Origin of the sequence: Streptomyces asiaticus, assembly GCF_018138715.1 — a bacterium.
GTDB lineage: Bacteria > Actinomycetota > Actinomycetes > Streptomycetales > Streptomycetaceae > Streptomyces > Streptomyces asiaticus.
The window spans coordinates 307,118-325,806 of record NZ_JAGSHX010000001.1; the positions used below are offsets into that span (position 1 = coordinate 307,118).

Below are 18,689 nucleotides of genomic sequence, written 5' to 3' on the forward strand. Positions count from 1 at the left end.
CCGCCCGTATGGTCGAGCGGACTCGCTCCACCAGGCCGCATCACGGCGGCAGGACCGCGCCCCTGCCAAGGCGCGGCCGAACAGCGCCCCTACGAGCTCGGCGCCGGCCAGGTGGGAAACCTGGCCGACGCCGAGCACTCGACGGTGAGAGGGTCAGCCCGCGTGGCCGGGCTCCGGCGCGTTCGTCCCCGCCGACAGGACCCGGTCCGGGCGGATCGGCAGGTTGTGGTGGCGGACGCCGGTGGCGTGCCACACCGCGTTGGAGATCGCCGCCGCGGCCCCCACGATGCCGACCTCGCCGACGCCCTTGATGCCGACCGGGTCGTCCGGGTCCGGGTCGTCCACCCAGTCCGCCTCGACGACCGGCACATCGGCGTTGGCGGCGAAGTGATAGCCCGCGAGGTCGGGGGAGACGAGGCCGCCCGAGGCCCGGTCCCTGACCGCCTCCTCGTGCAGCGCCATGGAAATGCCCCAGATCATTCCGCCGACGAGCTGGTTGCGCGCGGTCAGCGGGTTGACGATCCGGCCTGCCGCGAAGATGCCGAGCATCCGCCGCACCCGGACCTCTCCGCTGGTGACGTCCACGGCCACCTCGGCGAACTGCGCTCCGAAGGAGTGCCGTTCCTTCTGGGCCAGGGCGCCGATGGCCTCGGTGGTGTCGGACCGCGCGGTGATCCCCTCGGGCGGGATGTCGCCGCCCAGGGCCAGCCGCTCGCGCAGTTCGCTCACCGCGATCGCCACCGCCCACGCCCAGGAGCGCGTGCCCATCGAGCCACCGGCGAGCATCGCCGGGCCGAGGTCACTGTCCGCCATGACCACCCGGACCCGCTCCGGATCCACCGCCAGCGCGTCCGCGGCGACCAGGTTGATGGCGGTCCGGGCGCCGGTGCCGATGTCCGCCGCGTTGATGCGCACGGTGAAGGTGCCGTCCGCCTCCGCCGTCACGGCCGCCGTGGACGGTCCGGCGCCGGAGTGGAAGCTGGCCGCCGCCATACCGGTCCCGAGCAGCCACCGCCCCTCGCGGCGCACCCCCGGACGGGGGTCTCGGTCGGCCCAGCCGAACCTGCGGGCGCCCTCCTCGTAGCAGGCGACCAGATTGCGGCTGCTGAACGGCAGGCCCGAGACCGGGCCCCGGTCGGGCTCGTTGCGGACGCGCAGCTCGATCGGGTCGATGCCGGTCTTCTCGGCGAGCTCGTCCATGGCGCACTCCAGCGCGAACGAGCCCGGTGCCTCGCCGGGCGCGCGCATGAAGGTCGGGCTCGGCACATCGAGCCGTACGACGCGGTCGCTGGTGTAGTGCGCGTCGGCGTCGTACATCACGCGGGCCACCGTGGCGCTCCGCTCGATGAACTCGTGGACGGTCGACGTGACGCACTCGGACCGGTGGTCCAGCACCCGCAGCCGCCCCGACTCATCGGCGCCGAGCCTGACCCGCTGCGCGGTGGGGCTGCGGTAGCCGATCGTCGAGAACATCTGGCGGCGGGTCATGACGACGCGCACCGGGCGCTGGAGAACGGTCGCGGCCATGGCGGCGGCCACCTGGTGCGGGCGGGTGGTCTTGGAGCCGAAGCCGCCGCCGACGTGCTCGGACCGCACCCGCACCGACTCCGCGTCGAGGGAGAAGATCTGCGCGAGCTCGGCGGCCACCATCGTGCTGCCCTGGTTGGAGTCGAAGACCTCCAGCCGGCCGCCGTCCCAGTGGGCCGTCGCCGCGTGCGGCTCCATGGGGTTGTGGTGCTCTTCCGGGGTGGTGTACTCGGAGTCCACGACGAAGGCGGACGCGGCCAGTTCGGCCTCGACGTCCCCCTTCGACGTCACCGCCGGCCCGAAGGGCGAATCCGCAGGGGTGTACATGTCCGGGTGTCCGGCGGCGAAGCCGATGTCGTGCGGCTCCTGCTCGTACCGGACGACCAGCGCTTCCGCGGCCTCCCTGGCCTGCTCGGGCCGCTCGGCGAGGACCAGCGCCACCGGCCAGCCCATGAAGGGGACACGGTCGTGCTGGAAGACCCCGAGGATCGGGTCGGGCTTCCCGATCATGCCCATGTAGTCCAGGTTGACCCGCGGGGCGTTTTCGTGGTGGATGACCGCGAGGACACCGGGCATGGCGAGCACCGGCTCGGACTCGACCGCGCTGACGCGGCCGCGGGCCACGGTGGACAGCACCATCCAGCCGTGGGCGAGGTCGGGCAGGGGGATGTCGCCCGCGTAGCGGGCCGCTCCGGTGACCTTCTCCCGGCCCTCCACGCGGGTGCGCGCGGTGCCGAAGGCGCCCGTCGTCGTGGTGGTTCCGGTCGTCGTGGTCATCGGGCGGCCTCCTCGGTGAGTTCGGTCAGCAGGGCCACGACGAGGTTGCGCATCAGCGGCACCTTGTATCCGTTGTGGGGCAGTGGATCGGCGGCGGCCAGCTCCGCGTCCGCGGCGGCGGCGAACGCCTCGGCGGTCGCCGGGCCCCCGGTCAGCGCCCGCTCGGCCGCCAGCGCCCGCCACGGCCGGGAGGCGACCGCCCCGAAGGCGAGGCGGACCTCCTGGACGATCCCGTCCCGGACCTCGAGGGCGGCGGCGATCGAACCGATCGCGAAGGCGTAGGACGCGCGCTCGCGGACCTTGCGGTAGCGGGAGTGGGCGGCCACCGGGGCCGGGGGCAGGGTGATACCGGTGATCAGCGCGCCGGACGGCAGCGCGGTCTCCAGGTGTGGGGTGTCGCCCACGGGCAGATAGAAGTCCGCGAGCGGCAACTCGCCCGGCCCGTCGGCGGTTTCGTACCGTACGACGGCGTCGAAGGCGGCGAGCGCGACCCCCATGTCCGAGGGGTGGGTGGCCACGCAGTGCTCGGAGGCGCCGAGGATCGCGTGGTTGTGGTGCTCGCCCTCGATGGCCGGGCAGCCGCTGCCGGGGAGGCGCTTGTTGCAGGGCCCGGCCACATCGGTGAAGTAGCCGCAGCGGGTGCGCTGGAGGAGGTTGCCGCCGACGGTGGCCATGTTCCGCAGCTGCCCGGACGCACCGGCCAGGACGGCCTGGGCGAGGGCCGGGTAGCGGCGCCGCACCTCGGGGTGGGCGGCGAGATCGCTGTTGGTGACGGTGGCCCCGATGCGCACGTCCCCGTCCGGCGTCACCTCGACGTGGTCCAGGGGCAGTTCGCGCACGTCGACCAGGCGTCCCGGCCGCTCGACGCCGGTCTTCATCAGATCGACCAGATTGGTGCCGCCGCCGAGGAAACGCGCGTCGGGGTCGGCGCCGAGCACGGAGACCGCCTCGGAGACCTCGAGGACCCGCTGGTAGCCGAACTCCTTCATGCGAGGGCCTCCTCGGTCCCGGCCGTGCGCGCCTCGGCCGCCCGCGCGACCGCCTGGACGATCGACACATAGGCGCCGCAGCGGCACAGGTTGCCGCTCATCCGCTCCCGGATCTCGTCCGGGGTGAGGGGCGGGGGCCCCGCTTCGGGGCGGACGTCGGCGGTGGCGGCGCTCGGCCAGCCCGCCGCGTGCTCCTCGATCACGGCGAGGGCGGAACAGATCTGCCCCGGGGTGCAGTAACCGCACTGGTAGCCGTCGAGGTCGAGGAACGCCTGCTGCACCGGGTGCAGCTCGTCGCCCTCGGCCACGCCCTCGATCGTGGTGACCTCACGGCCCTCGGCCGCCACCGCGAGCTGGAGACAGGAGACGGCCCGGCGGCCGTCCATCAGCACGGTGCAGGCACCGCACTGGCCCTGGTCGCAGCCCTTCTTGGTGCCGGTGAGGTCGAGCTGCTCCCGCAGGGCGTCGAGCAGGGTGGTGCGGTGGTCGACGGGCAGCGTGTGTTTCTCGCCGTTGATGGTCAGCGTGATGACGCTGGACGTCGATGGGGCCATGATCAGCCTTCTTTCGCGGGTGTGGTGCGCGCTGAAGTCGTCCGATGGAGGGGGCCCGGGGCCTAGGGAGGGAGTCCCGAGGATATGGGATGCGGGACAATGCCGGTCGGCGCTCGGTTTCGGCCATCCACACCGGCCGTTTCAGCCGGTAAGGTGGACCTAAGCGGACAAGTGTCCGCTGGGTAAGAAACTTAGCGGACAGCTGTCCGGTGAGCAAGGTTGGGGCTACGGCGGGGTCCGGAGGAGGGCGAGTGCGGGCAGAGAGGGACGCGCGTCTGCGCTCGGACGCGGCTGCGAACCGCGAGCGCATCCTGGAAGTGGCGCTGGCGGAGCTGACGCGCTCGGCGGAGGTCCCGCTGAGCACCATCGCGAAGAAGGCGGGCGTCGGGCAGGGCACGCTGTACCGCCACTTCCCCAGCCGCGAGGCCCTCGTCCTGGAGATCTACCGCCATGAGATGCGGCAGGTGGCCGACACCGCGGCCGAGCTGCTGCGCACCCGAGCGCCGGATCAGGCGCTGCGGGAGTGGATGGGGCACCTGGCCCGGTTCGCCATGGCCAAGGCCGGTCTCGCCGACGCGCTGCACAAGGCCATCAGCGCGTCCTGCGGCCAGGAGAAACCGGGGCACGGCCAGATGACCGAGGCAGTGGCGCTCCTGCTGCGGGCCAACGAGGAGGTCGGCACCATCCGCCCGGGCGTCACCACCGACGACTTCCTGCTCGCCATCGCCGGCCTGTGGCAGATCGGCCCCGGCGAGAACGGGCAGGCACGCGCCAGACGGCTGCTGGACCTCGTCATGGACGGGCTGCGCACGGGCGCGCCCGGGGCGGAGGCGGCAGCCGACGGGGCGAGCTGAGCCCGGCCGGAGGCCCCCGCCCGGCGGCAGGGGTCCCGCCCGGCGGCGGGCGGGGGCCTCCGTGGCGCGGGCTGTCCCGCGGATCAGCCCGGGACCGGGAGCGCGGTGCGCGGCCGGGGCGGGAACCCGGCGGCGCGGTAGCACGCGTCGATCAGGGACATGGTGGTCAGCGCGTCCTCCGCGTCCAGCGGAAGCGGTGTGCCGTGCCGCACGTGCGCGGCGTACGCGTCCAGTTGGTAGGTGTACGAGGACCGCTTGCCCAGCTCCTCCGTCCGTTCACCCGCGGGCGTACGCACCACGACCCGGTCGTCCAGATGAGGCTGGACGAAGTTCATGGCCGTCGCCTCGCCCCGTGAGCCGATGACCCTGAAACTCATCCGCCACTCCTCATGTGCCATGTGGCAGCGGGCGGATCCGGTGGCACCGCCGGGGAAGGCCAGGTCCGCGTCCAGCCACTCGTCCACGTCCGGTGCGCCGTGCCGGGCGCCGCCCCGGGCGGTGACCAGGCGCGGGGGACCACCGGCCCAGGGGGCGAGGGTGGCTTGCGCGTGCAGGCTGTAGCAGCCCAGGTCCATCAGGGCGCCCCCGGCCAGGGGCAGGGACCAGCGGGGGTCGGACCCGGGCGGGGCGGGCATGGTCATCGTCGTCTCGATGTGCCGCGGCTCCCCGAGCTCCCCGGAGTCGAGCAGTTCGTGGAGGCGGCGGGTGACGGGGTGGAAGAGGTAGTGGAAGCCCTCCATGAACACGGTGCCCGCCTTGGCGGCGGCGTCGCGCACCTCGGTGGCCTCCTCCGCGTTGCTCGCCGAGGGCTTCTCGGTCAGCACATGCTTGCCCGCGGCGAGCGCGGCGAGGTTCCACGGCCCGTGCAGGCTGTTGGCCAGCGGGTTGTAGACGACCTCCACCTCGGGGTCGGCGATCACGTCGGCGTAGGTGTCCAGGACGCGCTCGACGCCGTGCTCGGCGGCGAAGGCATCGGCCCGGTCACGGGTGCGGGCGGCCACGGCGACGAGGCGGTGGCCGCCCGCACGGGCGGGGCCGACGAGGGAGAGCTCGGAGATCCGGGCGGCGCCCAGGACCCCGATGCGCAGCGGCTCGGCTGTCGTCATGCCTTGCGTACCTCTTCCATGGTCACGGGGCGGTGTTCGCGCAACGAAAGCGTGCAGGCCTCGGCGATCCAGCCGGCCTCGACGGCGTCGGCGACGGTGCAGGGGGAGGACCGCAGACCCGCCACGACCTCGGTGAAGGCGGTGAGCTCGGCCCGGTAGGCGGCGGCGAAGCGGTCCATGAAGAAGTGGTGCGGTGTGCCGCCGGGGAAGGTGGCGCCCGGTTCGACGGAGCGCAGCGGCAGCCTGTCCTCCAGGCCCGCGGCCACGCTGTCCGTCATGCCGTGGAGCTCCAGGCGGGCATCGTAACCCCGGGGGTTGTGGCGGGTGTTGGAGACCACGGCGAGGGTGCCGTCGTCCAGGGTGAGGAGGGCGGAGGCGGTGTCCACGTCTCCGGCGGCCGCGATGTACTCGGCGCCGCGGTTGGCGCCGGTCGCGTAGACCTCGGCGACCTCGCGGCCGGTGATCCAGCGGACGGTGTCGAAGTCGTGCACGGCGCAGTCGCGGAAGATGCCACCGGAGACGGCCACGTAGGCGGCCGGGGGCGGCTCGGGGTCCAAGGTGGTGGACCGTACGGTGTGCAACGGCCCGAGCTCACCGCTGACCACCGCCGCCCGCGCGGCCGCGTAACCGGGGTCGAAGCGCCGGTTGTAGCCGATCTGGACCTCCACCCCACCGCCCTCCACCGCGCGGAGGACATCGAGGCTCTCCTCGATCGTGCGCGCCACGGGCTTCTCGCAGAAGACCGGTACGCCCGCCCGCACGGCGGCGAGGATGAGTTCCGGGTGGGCGTCGGTGGCCGCGGCGATCACGACGCCGTCCACTCCGGCCGCGAGTACGGCCTCCGGCGAGTCGACCGCGTGGGCGCCGAAGCGCTCGGCGGCGGCGGTGGCGGCCGCGGCGACCGGGTCGGTGACCACGAGGGAGTCCACCGCGTCGAGCGTGGCCAGGGTCTCGGCGTGGAAGGCGCCGATCCGGCCCAGGCCCATGATGCCGATACGCATGGGGAGTCGTGTCCCTTTCTGTCTGGACGGTGGTGTTGCCTCTGGTGACGCGGCGGGTCAGCCGAGTCCGCCGAGGACGTTCTGGTCCCAGTCGATGACCGAGCCGGTGACGACCCCGCTGCGGTCGGAGAGGAGGAGGACGACGAAATCGGCGATCTCGTCCACCTGGCCCAGCTTGCCCATCGGCTGGGCGCGGGCCGCCTCCTCGCGCCAGTCGTCGCCCGCGCCGTGGAAGGCGCGCTGGATGGCGTCCTCGCCCTCGGTGTCGGTCCAGCCCAGGTTGAGGCCGTTGACGCGGACGCGGTCCCAGCGGTGGGCGTGGGCGGCGTTGCGGGTCAGGCCCGCGAGCCCGGCCTTCGCGGCGGCGTACGGCGCCAGGAACGGATATCCGCCGTGTGCGCAGTTGGAGATGATGTTGACGATGGTGCCCGGGGCCTTCCTTGCCACCATGTCGGCGACGGCGGCCTGCATGGCGAAGAACGGGGCGCGCAGATTGATCGCGATATGCGCGTCGAAGAGCTCGGGCGTGGTGTCCAGCAGCGTGCCGCGCGAGGTGAGCCCGGCGGAGTTGACCAGGCAGTCGATCCTGCCGTGGGCCGCCACCACCTGTTCCACGCTGCCGCGTGCCTGCGCGGGATCGGCCAGGTCGGCGCGGAGGAAGGAGGCCGTGGCGCCCTGGGCGGCCAGCTCCCCGGCCAGCGACTCACCGGCGTCGGGGCGGCGTCCGGTGAACGCCACCGTGGCCCCCTCGCGGGCGGCGGCGCGGACGATGCCCGCGCCGATCCCCTGGCTGCCCCCGTTGACCAGGACGATCTTGTCCTGAAGCAGTCCCATGAGCGGTCCGTCTCCTTCAGCTCTGGCGGCGCTCGGCGCCGGCCCGCAGTTCCGTACGGAGGGTCTCCGGGCTCCAGTCCCGCTCCAGGGCCCGCCGGAGGGTGTCGGCCTGGGAGTCCGGGGCGAGGCCGCCGACCGGCGGGTCGAGGTCGAGGTTGGTGGGGAACGGGTAGCCTTCGGCGCAGGCCGCGACCACGTTGTGCAGCCAGTCCTCGGTGGCGCCTTCGGCCTTGCGCCGCCGCAGTACGGGGAAGACGGCGTTGGCCACCGCCTCACGGTCGACGGTCTCCATGGCGCGGCCGAACGCGGAGGAGATCTGGAGCAGGTTGGCCATCCGCCGGATGTCCGCCGAGCGGTTGTGCCCGGCGGCGTGGAACAGCGCGGGGTTGAAGAAGACCGCGTCGCCCGCCTCCAGGGGCAGCTGGACGTGGTGCTCGGCGAAGTAGGCCATGAACTCCGGGCGGCGCCAGGCCAGATAGCCGGGCTCGTACGCCTGCGAGTAGGGCAGATAGAGCGTCGGGCCGGACTCGACCGGCATGGCGCAGTGGGCGACCGCGCCCTGCAAGGTCAGCACGGGGGAGAGCCGGTGGACATGGGCGGGATAGGCCGCGGCCCGCGCCTCGGAGAGGAAACCGAGGTGGTAGTCGCGGTGCACGCTCTGGGCCGCGCCGCCCGGGTTGACCTGGTTGATCTGCGAGGTGACCTGGTAGCCGGGGCCGAGCCAGGCGGTGGCCACGAGGGCGATGAGGTCGTTGGCGTAGTAGTCGGCGAAGACCTCCGGTGCGCTCAGGGCCAGCTTCTCCAGCGCGTTCCACACCCGGTCGTTGGCGCCGGGCCTGGCGAAGTGGTCACCGCGGGCGCCGCCCGCCGCCCGTTCCCGCTCGATCAGCGCCGTGAACGCCTCGGTGGCCCGGTCCAGGACCGACACGTCGGGGAAGGCACCCTTGAACACCACGATGCCGGGGCCGTCCAGCAGGGCGTGGACCAGTTCCGCCTGCGCCTCCCGGCGGCCGGAAGCCGTGGCGGCCCGGGTCCGCAGGCGGTCGCCGTCGTAGACGGGGATGTTCTGCTCCACGGCGTCGGCGCCGGGGTGGTCGCCGGGGTCGGTGGTCCGCTCGACCAGGGTACGGAAGGCATCGAGGGAACAGTCGGCCTCACTGAGCCAGGCATGAGACCTCGGAGCGATGAGGGGCATTGCTGTCCGATCCTTCCCGTGGGCTGCGGCTTTCTGTCAGTGTTGTGATCGGCCGAGCATCGGGCAATCCTCAGCAGCCCATCAAAAACCCCTCAGGGAGGCGTGCCGATGGCCCATCCGTATCCCATCCGGGAGATCGCCCGGCAGGCCGGTCTGAGCGAGGCCACCGTCGACCGGGTGCTGAACAACCGGGGCGGGGTGCGCGAGAGCACCACCCGGGAGGTCCATCAGGCGATCAAGGACCTGGACCGGCAGCGCACCCAGGTCCGCATCGGCGGCCGCACCTTCATGATCGATATCGTGATGCAGGCCCCTGAGCGCTTCTCCTCGGCGGTCCGCGCCGCACTGGAGGCGGAGCTGCCCTCGCTGCGCCCGGCGGTGATGCGGTCGCGCTTCCACTTCCGCGAGACCGGTCCGGTGGAGGAGCTGATCGCCACGCTGGACCGCGTCGCCCAACGCGGCGGCTGCCAGGGGATCGTCCTGAAGGCGCCCGACGTACCCGAGGTCACCGCGGCCGTCGGCCGACTGGCGGCTGTGGGCATACCGGTGGTCACCCTGGTGACCGATCTGCCCAGCAGCGCCCGCCGGTCCTACGTCGGCATCGACAACCGCGCCGCCGGCGCCACCGCCGCGTACCTCGTGGGCCAGTGGCTCGGCGACCGCCCCGGCAATGTGCTCACCACCGTCAGCCGGGGGTTCTTCCGCGGTGAGGAGGAACGCGAGATGGGCTTCCGCAGCGCCCTGCGCAACGCACACCCCGGGCGCACGCTCGTCGAGGTCACCGACAGCGACGGCCTGGACGCCACCCAGCGCGACCTGGTCCTGCGGGTGCTGCGGCGCGACCCGGACATCCGGGCGGTCTACTCGATCGGTGGTGGCAACACCGCGACGATCCAGGCCTTCGAGGAGCTCGGCCGCGGCTACGAGGTGTTCATCGCCCACGACCTCGACCACGACAACACCCGGCTGCTGCGCGAGCGCCGGCTGTCCGCGGTGCTCCACCACGACCTGCGCCAGGACATGCGCCGCGCCTGCCAGATCATCATGCGGGCCCACGGCGCCCTGCCCGACGACGGCCCCTCCCTGCCCTCGCCCATCCAGGTCGTCACGCCGTACAACATGCCGCCCGACGTGGCCTGAGACGCCTGATCGCGGCACCCTCCCGCATGCCCCGGCCCGCTTGGCGAGATCCCGTTGAACCATGTCACTCGTGCCACTGGGAGCCGTTTCCGCCCTCGCATAGCGTCGGAACGGGGCCAGACGGACTGGCCATCACCGCATGTGAGGGAGCGTTTTCATGCTCGCCCAGATCGTCCTGTTCGACGGCTTCGACCTCCTCGATGTGCTCGCCCCCTACGAAGTGCTGTACGCCGGTGGCATGGCTTCCGGAGGAGCGCTGCGCGTGGAGCTGGTGTCCGCCGAGGGGCCGCGTGAGGTGGTGAGCGGGGTCGGCGGCGTACCACTGCGCGCCACGGCCGCCCTGGATCCCGCGAGGGCGGACCTGGTGGTGGTCCCCGGTGCCGCCGGCCGTGTCGGAGAGCCCGGCGAGGTCCCCGACCACGACGCGGACGCGGATACGGGCGAGTGGCGGGAGGACGAGTTCATCCCCGTCCTGCTGGGCCGCACCCTGAACACCGACCTGCCGGGGCTGCTGAAGGCCGCCATGGACCGCCCGGAGGCGACCGTCGCCACGGTGTGCGGCGGCTCGCTCGTCCTGGCCATGGCCGGTCTGCTGGAGGGCCGCTACGCCACCACCCACCACATGGGCCTGGACATGCTGGATGCCACGGGCGTCAACGCCGTCAGGGCCCGCGTCGTCGACGACGGCGACCTCGTCACCGGTGCCGGTGTCACCTCCGGGCTCGATCTGGGCCTGTACCTGCTGGAGCGCGAACTGGGGCCGCAGATCGCCCACGCCGTCGAGGAGCTGTTCGCCTACGAGCGCCGTGGCACCCCCTGGCGCCACCACGGGCCGTCGCCCGTCGCCGTGTGACCACACCGCCCCACCGCCATCCGTCCCGACCCACCGTAAGGAAACACATCACCATGTCCGTCGCAGACTCCGTCGAAGGCACCTGGGATCTGTCCATCTCCACACCCATCGGCCGGATCCAGGCCGTGATCGAACTCCGCGACGAGGGCGGCACCCTGACCGGCACGGCCCACGGTGCGGGCGAGGAGGTCCCGCTGGCCGATGTGGCGCTCGACGGTGACCAGCTCTTCTGGCGTCAGGCCATCACCAAGCCGATGCGCCTGAACCTCGCGTTCACGATGACCGTCGGGGGCGAGACGATGACCGGCACCTCCAAGGCCGGGCGGCTGCCCTCCTCCAAGGTCACCGGACAGCGCCGCGCCGTCCCCGTGGCGGCGGAGGGCTGACCGAATACGCCTATGAGGGAACCGGGCCGATGGCCCGGTTCCCTTACGCGTTCCCCCGGTCAGTGGCGCACCGCGAGGCTCATGAGATCGGCCCCCACGATCAGGCGGCCCGAGTAGCCCTTCTGGGCCAGCCGCCAGCGGCCGACCTCGTTGTCGGCGGGGACGAGATGGGTGAGCACGAGGTTCCGGGCGCAGGCCGCCTCGGCCACGTCCCGGCCCACCTGTTCGATGGTGGTGTGCGAGGCGAGGAGGTGTTCGCGCAGCGCGTTCGCCTGTTCGGGCGGCAATTGCGAGACCGTCCGGTCGACATATCGCTTATCGATCACTTCGTGCACGAGGTAGTCGGTCCCGTGTGCGAGGTCGATGAGGTTCGGGGTGACCGTGGTGTCGCCGGAGACCACCACGGATCCATCGGGGGTGTCGAACCGGTAGGCGAAGGCCGGGGCCGTGGGGTGGTGGTCGACCAGGGTCGCGGTGATCCGGACCTCGCCGTCCTCCCACACCGGAATCGGTCCACTCAGCCGCGGTGGCTTTCCGGCGGCGTCGACGTCCCACACCCCGGTCAGGTCGATGTCCCGCGGTTCGAACACGCCCGAGGGATCGGGGGTGGCGCTGTCACGCGCCCGGTCGTTCAGGTCCGCCGCGAACGCCTGGCGCAGATACGACGTCATGGCGGAGATTCCGGGCATGGGGTCATCGGGGTTCACGATCGGGGGCTCGGGGGACCCGGGCGGGAATACCCGCGGCAATTCCGAACGCCGGCCCGGGCCGAATACGCGGATCGGCGGTTGCGTACGCCCGATGGAATTGAAGGCGGCCGTGGCGTACAGCGAAGGCCAGTCGACCATATGGTCGCTGTGTAGATGGGTGAAGAAAATTCCGCGCACATTGGCCAGCAGATTTCCGGGCCCCGCAGGGTCGAGACCGGCCTGCCCCAGCCGCCGGTATGACCCCACGCCGAGGTCCACGACATAGACCCGGTCCTCGTGGACCACGGCCGTGGACACACCCGCACGACCGGGATCGAACACGGACGGACCACCGGCGGTGCCGAGCAGGACGACACGGGTCCGGCCCTCCTCGCGCGGCGTCGCCGCGGCGGCGGTCGGCGCCCCGCTCGTCGACAGGGCGGCCGTGGCCGAGGCCCCGGCCAGGAGGGACAGGACACGGCGCCGATTGGCGTGCGCGAAACCGCCAAGGTGATGCTCGGGTTGCGGAATTCCGTCGCTGCCGACATTTTCCGGCGGAGCCTCGGGCATGGGGAAATACCTTTCGCTGGCGAACGCGCTTGTGGCGTCGGGGAGATGAGCAAAATCGAGGCTAGACGGGCTGTTCGGGCGCAAGAAGAAGCGGCAGTGCCAACTTTCAACGGAAAAGTGCCGCCCGGCTCAGACGAACTGCTGGACCACCAGCACCGTCGCGCTCGCCACCGCGAGCACCATGGCCACGGCCCTGGTGCGGCGCATGTCCAGCCGGCTCGACATCGGGCGGGCCAGCAGCACCGACCGCCGCCGCGGCGCGGGCACGAAGCCGCGCAGGCTCACCGCCACGCCCGTGACGACGACCGCGGCCACCAGGAGGGCGAGGTACCGGGCGGGCAGCACGGCCACCAGCGCCGCGCCGCCCAGCACCCCCGGCACCCGGCCGGCCAGCGCCCACCCCGCGCCTCGCAGGTCCAGGTGGCCGCCCTCCAGCACCAGCACCGCGGCCGTGACCCCGGTGGCGAGCAGCAGGACCGCCACCGGGGTGAGCGACGGGTCGAATACCGCGATCACCGGGGCGGCCAGCAGGCCGAGCCCGAAGCCGATGGCGACCTGGAGCAGCGCCCCGACCGCCACCGTGATGAAGAGCAGGGTGAACTCCGGCGAGCTCATGCTTCCATCGGCCCGGCGTCCAGCGGGAAGTGGCACAGGCCCGCATGCGGCTCCCGCCCGGTGTCCGCCGTGCCGTCGCGGATCACGACAGGTGGAGCGAGCTCGGCACACCGGGCCTCACTCTTCCAGCAGCGGGTGCGGAACCGGCAGCCCGACGGGATGTCGTACGGGGACGGAATCTCCCCGCGCAGCTGGATCTCGTCGTCCCGGGCCTGCCCGGAGACGTCGAGGGTGGGCGCGGCGGACATCAGGGCGGCGGCGTAGGGGTGTACGGGCCGGTCGAAGACGTCCTCGGTGGGGCCGTGCTCGATGACCTTGCCCAGGTACATCACCGTCACCCGGTCGGAGACATGCCTGACCACGGACAGGTCATGGGAGATGAAGACGTAGGAGACACCGAGCCGTTCCCGCAACTCGGAGAGCACATTGAGCACTTGGGCCTGCACCGACAGATCGAGCGCGGACACCGGCTCGTCGCACACGATGAGATCGGGGTCGAGCGCCAGCGCGCGGGCGATGCCGATGCGCTGCCGCTGCCCGCCGGAGAACTCGTTGGGGTAGCGGTGGGCGTCGCTCTCCCGCAGCCCGACGAGGGACAGCAGCTCACGGACCCGCCGCTCCCGTGCCTGTGCCGTGGGCACGATGTCGCGGTGGGTGCGCCACGGCTCGCCGATGAGGTCGGCCGCGGACATCCGGGCGTTGAGCGAGGCGAAGGGGTCCTGGAAAACCATCTGCACCCGGCGCCGCCAGGCCAGCAGTTCCCTGCCCCTGAGGGTGAACGGATCGGTGCCCTCGAAGCGCACGGTGCCCGAGTCCGGCCGCTCAAGACCGAGCACCACTCTGGCCAGGGTCGACTTACCACATCCGGACTCGCCCACCAGCCCGAGCGTCTGCCCGCGCTCGACCCGCACATCGACGCCGTCGAGCGCGGTCAGGCGCCGGCGGCCATGGCCGAACGACTTGGTCACGCCGCTGACTTCGAGCAGTGGCGGGGGAGTGGCGGAGCCATCGGCCCGGGGACCGGTTGCGGTGGCGTCGGTGAGGGGCGTCTCAGGCACGGTCGAGCTCCTCGGAGAAGTGGCAGGCGGCCGAACGCGCGGCCCCGACGGACATCAGACGGGGGCGCTCCTGGGCGCAGCGCTCCTGGGCCAGTGGACATCTGGCCTGGAAGACACAGCCGGACGGGACCGCGCTGAGCTCGGGCGGGCTGCCCGGTACGGCGGGCAACGGGCGGCCCCTGACGGCGTGTTCGGGAACCGAGTCGAGCAGGCCCTTGGTGTAGGGGTGGCGGGGGCGGGAGAACACCTCCGCCACCGGGCCGGTCTCCACCACATTGCCCGCGTACATCACCACGACCTCGTCCGCTCGCTGGGCCACCACCGCCAGATCGTGGGTGATCAGCACCAGCGCCATGTCCCGCTCGGTCTGGAGATCCCGCAGCAGCCGCATGATCTGCGCCTGTACGGTGACATCGAGCGCGGTCGTGGGCTCGTCGGCGATGAGCACATCGGGGTCCAGCGCGACGGCCATCGCGATCAGCAGCCGCTGGCGCATACCGCCGGAGAACTGATGCGGATACGCGCGGGCCCGCAGCCGGGGCTCGGGGATACCGACGCGGGTCATCAGCTCGACCGCCTGCTCCCGGGCATCGCGGCGCGACATCCCGCGATGGATGCGGAACGGCTCGGCGAGCTGCCTGCCGACCGGCTGTACGGGGTTGAGCGCGGTCAGCGCGTCCTGGAAGACGATCGACAGCACGGGACCGGCGAGCTTCCTGCGCCCCGCCTGGCCCAGCCGCAGCACATCGGTACCGGACACCTTCACGGCTCCGCCCGTCACCTCGGCGGTCGGATCGAGCAGCCCGACGATGGACAGCGCGGTCATCGACTTCCCACAGCCGGACTCGCCCAGCAGCGCCAGCGTGCGCCCCTTGCGCACCCGGAAGCCGACGTCGTTCACCGCCCGGACGGTGCCCGAGGGGGTGCGCAAGTCGACACAGAGCCCCTCGACTTCGAGCGCGGGGCCGCCGGTCCCGGTGGGCGCGGGCAGGGTGGAGGACTTCACGCGATCATCTCCGAGGGAACAGCGGCCCGGTTGCCGCGCCGCTTCCTGGGCAACGTCAGACGCCAGCGCTGGGCCGGGTCGGTGGCCAGCCGGACCCAGGCGGCGAGCACCGTGGCCGACACCGTGGTGAGCACGATCGCGACACCCGGCAGCACGGCGATCCACCAGGCCGTCTGAAGGTACTGGCGCCCCTGCGCCACCATCAGCCCCCAGCTCACCTCGGGGGGCTGGATGCCGATGCCGAGGAAGCTCAGGCTGGACTCGGTCAGCATGACGAAACAGAAGTCGAGCGTGGCCACGGTCAGCAGCGTGGGCAGCGCGATCGGGAGAACGTGCCGGTAGATGATGTTCCGGCTCGGGGTGCCGAAGGTCCGGGCCGCGTCCACGAACAGACGGCTCCTCAGCTCGGCCGACTCCGCGCGGGCGGTGCGCAGATAGACCGGGACGCGCGCGATGGCCAGGATCAGCACGATGTTCATCGCGCTGGGCGCGAAGACATACAGCACGACCACCGCGATCAGCAGGGAAGGGAAGCTGAGGATGACATCGGCCACCCGCATCGCGACGTTCTCGCGCAGGCCCCCGTGGTAACCGGCCCACAGCCCCAGTGCCGAGCCGATCAGCAGCGAGCACAGCACCGCGGGCACCGCGACGGACAGCGTCGTCCCCGCGGCGTCCACCAGCCGGGCCAGCACGCTGCGGCCCAGCACATCGGTGCCGAGCAGCCCGTAGAAGCCGTGGTCGAGGGAGGGCGGGCGCAGTGAGGCGCGCAGATCCTGCCGTACGGCCCGGTCCCCGATGAACACCTGGCCGAACAGCGCGACCAGGAACACCCCGGCGAGGATGACGGCCGCGACGGCCGCGGCCCGGTCCCGGCCGAGCAGCAGCCACCAGCGGGGTGGACGGGCGCGCGACGGGGCGGTCTCCCCAGCGGGACGGTCGGCCGGGTCGGTCATGGTGGCTCCTTCGCTCACGCCGGCACCGCCTGGCGCACTCGGGGGTCGATCAGGGCGTGGCAGACGTCCACGAGGATGTTCAGCGCGAAGATCGTCACCGCCGTGAGCAGGACGGCGGCCTGCAACACCGCGAAGTCGCGCTGGAGAATCGAGTCGATCATGAGCTTGCCGATCCCGGGCCAGCCGAAGATCGTCTCCACCACCACCGCGCCGTTGACCAGACCGACGGTGAGATCCCCGGCCACGGTCAGCACGGGCGTGATGGAGTTGCGCAGCGCGTGTCCGAACACCACGCGCTGGGGGCCGGCTCCCTTGCTGCGCGCGACCTTCACATACGGCGCGGACAGCGCGCCGACCATGCTGCCGCGGACCACCTGCACCAGCACCCCGAACGGGCGGATCAGCAGGGTGGCGATGGGCAGCACCCAGATCTCCGGGCCGCCCAGGGTGCCGGAGGTCGGCAGCCAGTCAAGACCCACTCCGAAGACCAGCACCCCCACGATCGCGAACCAGAAGTCGGGGATGCTGGCCGCCGTCATCGACAGCAGACCGGCGATCCGGTCGATGAGCGAGTTGGGCCGGTACGCGGCGAGGCTTCCGACCAGCAGCGCCCCGAGGATCGCCAGGAGCATCGTCATCCCGGCCAGTTGGAGCGTGACGGGAAACGCCGTGAGCACCATCGAACCGGCCGACTCCCCGGTGCGCAGCGACGTCCCGAAGTCGAGTCGCGCGGCATTGGTGAGGTAGTCCCACAGCTGCACCGGGATGGAGTCGTCGAAGCCGTGGGCGGCGGAGAACTCGGCGCGTTGCTGGGGCGTGGCGCTCAGCGGGAGGTAGAGATCGACGGGATTCCCGGTCAGCCGGGCCAGGCAGAACACGCCCAGCACCACGAACACCAGGGGGATCGCGCTGGAGATGACGCGCTTGCGCAGGAAGGACGTCATCTCAGTGCCTCCCCGGCTTCGCGGCGCTGACCTCGGCCAGCCGCATCTCGTCCCCGGTGGCGGAATCCGGCCGGTACCGCACCCTCGGCGACAGCCCCAGCAGCCCGCGCATATGGGCCAGACAGGCGTACTGCACGACCGTGTCGTTCTGGTACTCGAGCACCTCGGCGAACGCCTTCTCGCGGGCCTTGCCGGACAGCGCGTCCGCCGCGGCGATGCGCCGGTCGAGCTCCTTGGTGCCGAAGGTGGACTGCGGGCCGTCGCTCACCAGGTACTGACTGGTGGTGAACGCCGCGTCCCCGGCCTGGTTGCCGTGCATGATCAGCAGCGCCACCGGCCCGACGTCACGGGGGAGCGGACGCAGCTGGTACTGAAGGTGGGTGGCGGTGTCCGCCATGCGAATCCTCACGTTCAGCCCCACCCGTGCCATCTCGTACTGGAGGGCCTCGGCCACTTCCGAGATCCCGGCGAACATGCCGTTGCGCGCCACGAGGGTGATCTGCCGGTGCACCGGGACGCCGTCGGCGGCGGCCTGTTTCACCAGCGCGCGTGCGGCGGCCACCTGGTACGGGACGGGGGCGAGGTCGTCGTTGTGGCCCACCACACCGGGCGGGACGAGTTGGGCGGCGGGCTTGGCCAGTCCGCCGAGGAGCGCGTCGATGATGCCCTTGCGGTCGACGGCCATGCCGATCGCCTTGCGCACCCGGATGTCGTCGAGCGGCGCCTCGCGGCCGTCCAGGCGCAGGGCGGTGGTCTCGTTGTTGGGGTAGGCCACGGTGTTGCCCTTGTCGGCGCTGGTGTGGTCCAGCGCCGTCGCGATATCGGCCTCGCCCTTGTCGATCATCGCGGCGCGGACGCTGGCGTCACTGCGCCAGACATACCGGGCCCGGGGGTAGGCGGGCGCCTTCCCCCAGTAGTTCTCGTTGCGGGCGAGCGAGATGGAGACACCGGTCTGCCATGACGTGACGGCGTAGGGGCCGGTCCCGATCGGTATCCGCACCTTGGCCTTGGTGCTGGTGGTGCGCGGCACGATCTCGACGAAGCTGAGCCGCAGGGGGAGGATGGGGTCGTTCTTCTCGGTGGTGACGGTCAGCCGGGTGGGGCTGACGGCGTGTACTTCGAGCTTCTCGTCGCCGAAGACGTACCCGTCCACGTTGCAGGCGAGATCGGAGTTGACGGCGCGGTCGATGGAGAAGGCGGCGTCCTTCGCCGTGAACGGCTGCCCGTTCTGGAAGGTCACACCGGGGCGCATATCGAAGGTCCACGTCATGGGCTTCGTCTGCCGCCACCCGGTCGCCAGCAGCGGATCCAGCTTCCCCGAGGTGGGGTCGCGTTCCACCAGCGGCTCGGTGATGTTGGAGCGGACGACGACACCGGTCGCGGTCAGCGATGACTCGCAGGGCTCCAGCGTCGGGGGCTCCTGGGTGAGGACCACCCGCAGGGTGCGGCCGTCCGCGCTTCCGGCGTCACCCGCCGCGTCACTGTTCGCCACGGCGCACGCGCTGGTCAGCAGCAGCGTGCCGGTTGTGAGAAGGGCGAGAACTGTATGGGCCCGGCCCCGTTCCCGGTGCGGGCCGGAGGGTACGGAGGACTTCATCGTCGGCGTATCTCCGTGGGTGCTGGCGGGGTGCCGCC

18 protein-coding genes are annotated in these 18,689 nt (G+C 71.9%); 4 read left to right on the forward strand and 14 right to left on the reverse strand.

What is annotated here, in order from left to right:
- Nucleotides 1-153: 153 nt before the first annotated feature.
- Genes KHP12_RS00830 through KHP12_RS00840 form a run of 3 tightly spaced genes read right to left on the reverse strand, consistent with a single transcriptional unit; the run spans nucleotide 154 to nucleotide 3,847 of the window.
- On the reverse strand, nucleotides 154-2,304 hold the full coding sequence (locus KHP12_RS00830) for a xanthine dehydrogenase family protein molybdopterin-binding subunit (protein ID WP_086881697.1): 2,151 nt from the start codon (nucleotides 2,302-2,304) through the stop codon (nucleotides 154-156).
- Nucleotides 2,301-3,293, reverse strand: coding sequence for an FAD binding domain-containing protein (locus KHP12_RS00835; RefSeq protein WP_086881698.1), 993 nt, complete (start codon nucleotides 3,291-3,293; stop codon nucleotides 2,301-2,303). The genes KHP12_RS00830 and KHP12_RS00835 overlap by 4 nt, the downstream gene beginning before the upstream one ends.
- Complete coding sequence (locus KHP12_RS00840) at nucleotides 3,290-3,847, reverse strand: (2Fe-2S)-binding protein (RefSeq protein ID WP_037957040.1); 558 nt, start codon at nucleotides 3,845-3,847, stop codon at nucleotides 3,290-3,292. The genes KHP12_RS00835 and KHP12_RS00840 overlap by 4 nt, the downstream gene beginning before the upstream one ends.
- A 251-nt stretch (nucleotides 3,848-4,098) precedes the next feature.
- Between KHP12_RS00840 and KHP12_RS00845 the strand changes: the two genes are divergently transcribed.
- Nucleotides 4,099-4,701: a TetR/AcrR family transcriptional regulator gene (locus KHP12_RS00845; RefSeq protein WP_086881699.1), complete on the forward strand. Its 603-nt coding sequence runs from the start codon at nucleotides 4,099-4,101 to the stop codon at nucleotides 4,699-4,701.
- Between the two features lie 83 nt (nucleotides 4,702-4,784).
- On the opposite strand, the gene KHP12_RS00850 is transcribed toward KHP12_RS00845, so the two are convergent.
- Genes KHP12_RS00850 through KHP12_RS00865 form a run of 4 tightly spaced genes read right to left on the reverse strand, consistent with a single transcriptional unit; the run spans nucleotide 4,785 to nucleotide 8,837 of the window.
- Nucleotides 4,785-5,807 carry a Gfo/Idh/MocA family protein gene (locus tag KHP12_RS00850; RefSeq protein ID WP_086881700.1) on the reverse strand — a complete coding sequence of 341 codons (1,023 nt, stop codon included), beginning with the start codon at nucleotides 5,805-5,807 and terminating at the stop codon, nucleotides 4,785-4,787.
- Complete coding sequence (locus KHP12_RS00855; protein WP_086881701.1) at nucleotides 5,804-6,808, reverse strand: Gfo/Idh/MocA family protein; 1,005 nt, start codon at nucleotides 6,806-6,808, stop codon at nucleotides 5,804-5,806. Before KHP12_RS00855 ends, KHP12_RS00850 begins: the two co-directional genes overlap by 4 nt.
- A 57-nt stretch (nucleotides 6,809-6,865) precedes the next feature.
- A complete protein-coding gene (locus tag KHP12_RS00860) occupies nucleotides 6,866-7,642 on the reverse strand; it encodes an SDR family oxidoreductase (RefSeq protein ID WP_086881702.1) in 777 nt (258 codons plus the stop codon).
- A gap of 16 nt (nucleotides 7,643-7,658) precedes the next feature.
- Nucleotides 7,659-8,837, reverse strand: coding sequence for a phytanoyl-CoA dioxygenase family protein (locus KHP12_RS00865; protein WP_086881703.1), 1,179 nt, complete (start codon nucleotides 8,835-8,837; stop codon nucleotides 7,659-7,661).
- A gap of 108 nt (nucleotides 8,838-8,945) precedes the next feature.
- Here KHP12_RS00865 and KHP12_RS00870 point away from each other — a divergent pair, with 108 nt between their 5' ends.
- From KHP12_RS00870 to KHP12_RS00880, 3 genes are all read left to right on the forward strand, one after another.
- The gene (locus KHP12_RS00870) at nucleotides 8,946-9,977 is read left to right on the forward strand and encodes a LacI family DNA-binding transcriptional regulator (RefSeq protein WP_086881704.1); all 1,032 of its coding nucleotides are present in this window, start codon (nucleotides 8,946-8,948) and stop codon (nucleotides 9,975-9,977) included.
- 157 nt (nucleotides 9,978-10,134) lie between these two features.
- Nucleotides 10,135-10,830, forward strand: a complete 696-nt coding sequence (locus tag KHP12_RS00875) for a DJ-1/PfpI family protein (protein ID WP_086881705.1) — start codon at nucleotides 10,135-10,137, stop codon at nucleotides 10,828-10,830.
- A gap of 53 nt (nucleotides 10,831-10,883) precedes the next feature.
- Nucleotides 10,884-11,216 carry a hypothetical protein gene (locus KHP12_RS00880; RefSeq protein WP_086881706.1) on the forward strand — a complete coding sequence of 111 codons (333 nt, stop codon included), beginning with the start codon at nucleotides 10,884-10,886 and terminating at the stop codon, nucleotides 11,214-11,216.
- Between the two features lie 59 nt (nucleotides 11,217-11,275).
- On the opposite strand, the gene KHP12_RS00885 is transcribed toward KHP12_RS00880, so the two are convergent.
- From KHP12_RS00885 to KHP12_RS00915, 7 genes are all read right to left on the reverse strand, one after another.
- The gene (locus KHP12_RS00885) at nucleotides 11,276-12,475 is read right to left on the reverse strand and encodes an MBL fold metallo-hydrolase (protein WP_211831245.1); all 1,200 of its coding nucleotides are present in this window, start codon (nucleotides 12,473-12,475) and stop codon (nucleotides 11,276-11,278) included.
- A 129-nt stretch (nucleotides 12,476-12,604) separates the two neighbouring features.
- The gene (locus tag KHP12_RS00890) at nucleotides 12,605-13,090 is read right to left on the reverse strand and encodes a TSUP family transporter (RefSeq protein WP_086881707.1); all 486 of its coding nucleotides are present in this window, start codon (nucleotides 13,088-13,090) and stop codon (nucleotides 12,605-12,607) included.
- Nucleotides 13,087-14,148, reverse strand: a complete 1,062-nt coding sequence (locus KHP12_RS00895) for an ABC transporter ATP-binding protein (protein WP_211831246.1) — start codon at nucleotides 14,146-14,148, stop codon at nucleotides 13,087-13,089. Before KHP12_RS00895 ends, KHP12_RS00890 begins: the two co-directional genes overlap by 4 nt.
- Nucleotides 14,141-15,154, reverse strand: a complete 1,014-nt coding sequence (locus tag KHP12_RS00900; protein WP_086881709.1) for an ABC transporter ATP-binding protein — start codon at nucleotides 15,152-15,154, stop codon at nucleotides 14,141-14,143. The genes KHP12_RS00895 and KHP12_RS00900 overlap by 8 nt, the downstream gene beginning before the upstream one ends.
- Entirely contained in the window at nucleotides 15,151-16,110 is a 960-nt protein-coding gene (locus KHP12_RS00905) for an ABC transporter permease (protein ID WP_086881710.1), read from the reverse strand. Before KHP12_RS00905 ends, KHP12_RS00900 begins: the two co-directional genes overlap by 4 nt.
- A 14-nt stretch (nucleotides 16,111-16,124) precedes the next feature.
- Nucleotides 16,125-17,054: an ABC transporter permease gene (locus tag KHP12_RS00910; RefSeq protein ID WP_086881711.1), complete on the reverse strand. Its 930-nt coding sequence runs from the start codon at nucleotides 17,052-17,054 to the stop codon at nucleotides 16,125-16,127.
- Nucleotide 17,055: 1 nt separating this feature from the next.
- Nucleotides 17,056-18,651: an ABC transporter substrate-binding protein gene (locus tag KHP12_RS00915; protein ID WP_211831247.1), complete on the reverse strand. Its 1,596-nt coding sequence runs from the start codon at nucleotides 18,649-18,651 to the stop codon at nucleotides 17,056-17,058.
- Between the last annotated feature and the right edge of the window lie 38 nt (nucleotides 18,652-18,689).

Bases quoted from the DNA above. Each gene is read 5' to 3' on its own strand.
- KHP12_RS00830 (WP_086881697.1), bottom strand. From the start codon at position 2,304: ATGACCACGACGACCGGAACCACCACGACGACGGGCGCCTTCGGCACC.
- KHP12_RS00835 (WP_086881698.1), bottom strand. From the start codon at position 3,293: ATGAAGGAGTTCGGCTACCAGCGGGTCCTCGAGGTCTCCGAGGCGGTC.
- KHP12_RS00840 (WP_037957040.1), bottom strand. From the start codon at position 3,847: ATGGCCCCATCGACGTCCAGCGTCATCACGCTGACCATCAACGGCGAG.
- KHP12_RS00850 (WP_086881700.1), bottom strand. From the start codon at position 5,807: ATGACGACAGCCGAGCCGCTGCGCATCGGGGTCCTGGGCGCCGCCCGG.
- KHP12_RS00855 (WP_086881701.1), bottom strand. From the start codon at position 6,808: ATGCGTATCGGCATCATGGGCCTGGGCCGGATCGGCGCCTTCCACGCC.
- KHP12_RS00860 (WP_086881702.1), bottom strand. From the start codon at position 7,642: ATGGGACTGCTTCAGGACAAGATCGTCCTGGTCAACGGGGGCAGCCAG.
- KHP12_RS00865 (WP_086881703.1), bottom strand. From the start codon at position 8,837: ATGCCCCTCATCGCTCCGAGGTCTCATGCCTGGCTCAGTGAGGCCGAC.
- KHP12_RS00870 (WP_086881704.1), top strand. From the start codon at position 8,946: ATGGCCCATCCGTATCCCATCCGGGAGATCGCCCGGCAGGCCGGTCTG.
- KHP12_RS00875 (WP_086881705.1), top strand. From the start codon at position 10,135: ATGCTCGCCCAGATCGTCCTGTTCGACGGCTTCGACCTCCTCGATGTG.
- KHP12_RS00880 (WP_086881706.1), top strand. From the start codon at position 10,884: ATGTCCGTCGCAGACTCCGTCGAAGGCACCTGGGATCTGTCCATCTCC.
- KHP12_RS00885 (WP_211831245.1), bottom strand. From the start codon at position 12,475: ATGCCCGAGGCTCCGCCGGAAAATGTCGGCAGCGACGGAATTCCGCAA.
- KHP12_RS00890 (WP_086881707.1), bottom strand. From the start codon at position 13,090: ATGAGCTCGCCGGAGTTCACCCTGCTCTTCATCACGGTGGCGGTCGGG.
- KHP12_RS00905 (WP_086881710.1), bottom strand. From the start codon at position 16,110: ATGACCGACCCGGCCGACCGTCCCGCTGGGGAGACCGCCCCGTCGCGC.
- KHP12_RS00910 (WP_086881711.1), bottom strand. From the start codon at position 17,054: ATGACGTCCTTCCTGCGCAAGCGCGTCATCTCCAGCGCGATCCCCCTG.
- KHP12_RS00915 (WP_211831247.1), bottom strand. From the start codon at position 18,651: ATGAAGTCCTCCGTACCCTCCGGCCCGCACCGGGAACGGGGCCGGGCC.